Source organism: Arthrobacter sp. Y3223164, from assembly GCF_059091005.1.
The window spans coordinates 1-3571 of record NZ_JBNHGF010000286.1 but is presented as its reverse complement, the minus strand read 5'-3'; the positions used below and the strand labels follow the sequence as shown (position 1 = coordinate 3571).

General features: G+C 65.5%; 4 protein-coding genes and 1 pseudogene. All 5 read left to right on the top strand.

Annotation, left to right across the window (positions count from 1 at the left end):
- Positions 1–73: 73 nt before the first annotated feature.
- A complete protein-coding gene (locus AC5RUJ_RS12670) occupies positions 74–241 on the top strand; it encodes a hypothetical protein (RefSeq protein ID WP_494155948.1) in 168 nt (55 codons plus the stop codon).
- 2 nt (positions 242–243) lie between these two features.
- Positions 244–1605 (top strand): Pup--protein ligase, encoded by a 1362-nt coding sequence (gene pafA / locus AC5RUJ_RS12665; RefSeq protein ID WP_494013987.1) that lies wholly within the window; start codon positions 244–246, stop codon positions 1603–1605.
- Positions 1606–1690: 85 nt separating this feature from the next.
- Entirely contained in the window at positions 1691–2599 is a 909-nt protein-coding gene (locus AC5RUJ_RS12660; RefSeq protein ID WP_494074493.1) for an FKBP-type peptidyl-prolyl cis-trans isomerase, read from the top strand.
- 69 nt (positions 2600–2668) lie between these two features.
- Entirely contained in the window at positions 2669–3064 is a 396-nt protein-coding gene (locus AC5RUJ_RS12655; protein ID WP_493978452.1) for an FKBP-type peptidyl-prolyl cis-trans isomerase, read from the top strand.
- Between the two features lie 112 nt (positions 3065–3176).
- Positions 3177–3571 (top strand): annotated as a pseudogene (locus tag AC5RUJ_RS12650) (helix-turn-helix transcriptional regulator); the annotation flags it as partial.

Sequence of the window (3571 nt, the reverse complement as noted above, 5' to 3'; positions counted from 1 at the left end):
GTCGACAGTCTACTGATGCAGAGCACAAGCGACGAGACGGTAGCCTTAACTCTTGCTATAGAAAAACGTCCGCGTGCGCACGCGATCACACACGGACCAGGGCAGGGAACTGCGTCCCGAGGGCCTGGAAGTCGCCGTTTTGGACCGCGACCCGCTGTCCACCCGGGGGAGCCGGCGCGCCTTCCGCCGGTTGCCGACCGCTGAACTGCACCGGATATTAGGCGAGGGAATGGACGGCTAGCCATGGACCGACGCATCTTCGGGATCGAGACCGAATTCGGCATTTCCTATTCGGCGCCGGATTCGCGCCCGCTCTCGCCCGAAGAGGTGGCCCGCTACCTCTTCCGCAAGGTGGTCACGTGGGGCAGGTCGTCCAACGTGTTCCTGACCAACGGGTCCCGGCTGTACCTGGACGTCGGGTCCCATCCCGAGTACGCGACCGCGGAATGCGACGACGTCGCCCAACTGGTGGCGCAGGACCGGGCGGGGGAACTGATCCTCGAAGACCTGATGAACGAAGCCCAGGAGCGCCTGGCGCGGGAGGGCTTCGGCGGCAGCGTCTACCTGTTCAAGAACAACACCGATTCTGCCGGGAATTCCTACGGCAGCCACGAAAACTACCTGATCCCGCGCAAACTGGAATTCTCCCGGCTGGCCGACATCATGATCCCGTTCCTGGTGACGCGGCAGATCCTGGTCGGCGCCGGCAAGGTGCTCAAGACGCAGAACGGCTCCATCTTCGCCTTCTCCCAGCGCGCCGACCACATTTGGGAGGGCGTCTCGTCCGCCACCACCAGGTCACGGCCCATCATCAACACGAGGGACGAACCGCACGCAGACGCCGAGTACTACCGGCGGCTGCATGTCATCAACGGCGACTCAAACATGTCCGAGTCCACCACCATGCTCAAGGTCGGGACGGTGGACCTGCTCCTGCGGATGATCGAAGCAGGGGTCATCATGCGCGACCTCCGGCTGGAAAACCCGATCCGCAGCATCCGGGACATCTCGCACGACCTGACCGGCCGCAGGCCGCTGAAGCTGGCCAGCGGGCGGGAGATGTCTGCGCTGGCCATGCAGCAGGAATACCTGGCCAAGGCGCGCGGGTTCGTCCAGGCCAACGGGGCACACAGCCCGCACGTGGAACGCATCCTCGATTTGTGGGAACGGACCCTGGCGGCCGTCGAATCGGGCGACCACCGCGGCATCGAGCGGGAGATCGACTGGGCCATCAAGAAGCGGCTGATCAACCGGATCATGGACCGCCAGGCCATCGACCTGGATCACCCGCGGATCGCGCAGGTGGATCTGACCTACCACGACATCTCCAGCCGGCGCGGCCTCTACCACCTGCTGCAGGCACGCGGGGAGGTGGCCCGGGTGGTGGAGGAACAGGACGTCAAGGACGCCGTGGACCGGCCGCCGCAGACCACCCGCGCCAAGCTGCGCGGCGACTTCGTCCGCGCGGCCCGGGAAAACGGCCGCGACTTCACGGTCGACTGGGTCCACCTGAAGCTCAACGACCGCTCCCAGCAGACCATCCTCTGCAAGGATCCGTTCAAAAGCGAGGACCCCAGGGTCGAGGCGCTGCTCGCCACCTTGTGACCTCCGCCCCGTATTCCAAGCGGATCACCAGATTTCTCTGCGAGAATGTCCCGTGCCCGCAAGTTCCGCGATAAGAAAGTCGATTGTGCGCAAAATACTCTCCATCCTCCTGCCGGCCGCCCTGCTGCTCACCGCGTGCGGCGGCAACGGCGATTCGGGTTCGGACAGCCTGGATGACATCTCCGTGACCTCCGGCGCCGAAGGCGCCGCCCCCGCCGTCGAATTCGCCGCGCCGCTGGAACTGCCCGAATCCCGGGCCGAAGTCATCACCGAAGGCGAGGGGGACGGTGCTGCCGCGGGCCAGTGGATCCGCTACCGGCTGCTGGCCAAGGACGCTGTCACCGGGGAACAGTTGGTCGAGACCTACTCCGGCCTGGCGGACCAGACGGTGGAACTGAGCAAGGATCTGGAAGCTGCCGATCCGACGCTGTACGGGGCTCTGCTGGGCTCCAACCCGGGCAGCCAGATCGCTTACTACCTGCAGCCTCCGGAAACCGCCGGCGCGTCCGCGCCGGCGCAAAACCCGCAACTGTTCGTCCTGACCGTGGAGGATGTCAAGGACAAGGCCGTCAAGGCAAGTCCCGCCGAGGTCGCCGAGCTGGAGAAGGCCGGCAAACTTCCCGAGATCACCCTCGACGGCGAGGGCGTCCCCTCGGTCAAGATCCCTGAAGGCAACGACGCGCCGGAGAACCTCATCGTCAAGGTCATCGAAGAAGGCAAGGGCAAGGAAGCCACCGCTTCCAGCACGGTTAGGGCCAATTACGCCGGATGGAACTGGGCCAAGGGCACCGAATTCGATTCCAGCTATTCCCGCGGGGAAGCCACCGAGTTCCCGCTCAACCGAGTCATCGAAGGTTGGACCAAGGGTTTGACCGGCCTGAAGGAAGGTGCCAAGGTCATGCTGTCCATTCCCACCGAGATGGCCTATGTGCAGGGCCAGGGAGATGCCGTGGGGGACCTCATCTTCTATGTGGAGCTTACGGACGTCCGGTAGGGGATGCCGCACCGTGCGGTAACGTAGCCGACGCAGCACCAGATACACGTCAAGCAAGAGAGGTTCAGCATGTCTTTTGGCAAGCGCGAATACGACCGCACCAAACCCGAGATCGACTTCCCGGGGACCGAAACCCCGCAGGACCTGGTGATCGAAGACATCATCGTGGGAGACGGCGCCGAGGCCAAGGCCGGCGACACCGTGTCCACCCACTACGTGGGCGTCGCCTGGTCCACCGGTGAAGAGTTCGACGCATCGTGGAACCGCGGCGCACCGCTGGACTTCCGCGTTGGCGTCGGCCAAGTCATCCAGGGCTGGGACCAGGGCCTGCTGGGCATGAAGGTGGGCGGCCGCCGCCGGCTGGAGATCCCGGCGCACCTCGCATACGGCGACCGCGGCGCCGGGTCCGCGATCGCGCCGGGCGAATCGCTGATCTTCGTGGTGGACCTGCTCGGCGTCCGCTGAGCCCACAGACCGGCAGCCGGGGGCGGAGCGACGGAGAACGTTAGTTCATCGTTACTCCGCCCCTTCGGCGTTGACTTCGCCCCGAAACCCTCCAGCCAGTAACGTTTCAACTATGTCCGCCTCCAAGACCGAACGACTCCTCAACCTGCTGATCGCGCTGCTGGAACGCCGCCGGGGCTACAGCAAGGAAGAGCTGCGCGCGCTGATCCCGCCGTATCGCGAGGCGACCAGCGACGACGCCTTCAACCGGCTGTTCGAGCGGGACAAAGAGGACCTGCGGGAAATGGGCATCCCGGTGGAGACGTTCCCGGACGACACGCTCTACGAAAACGACAACAGCGGGCTGCGGTACCGGATCGACCGGCACAAGTACCGGTTGCCGGAACTCCACTTCACCGCCCGGGAGAGCGCGGTGCTCTCGCTGGCCTCCCGCTTGTGGCAGCAGGCCTCGCTGGGGTCGGCAGCCGCCCGGGCCGTCCGCCGGCTCGACGTGCACGGAGCCCTGGC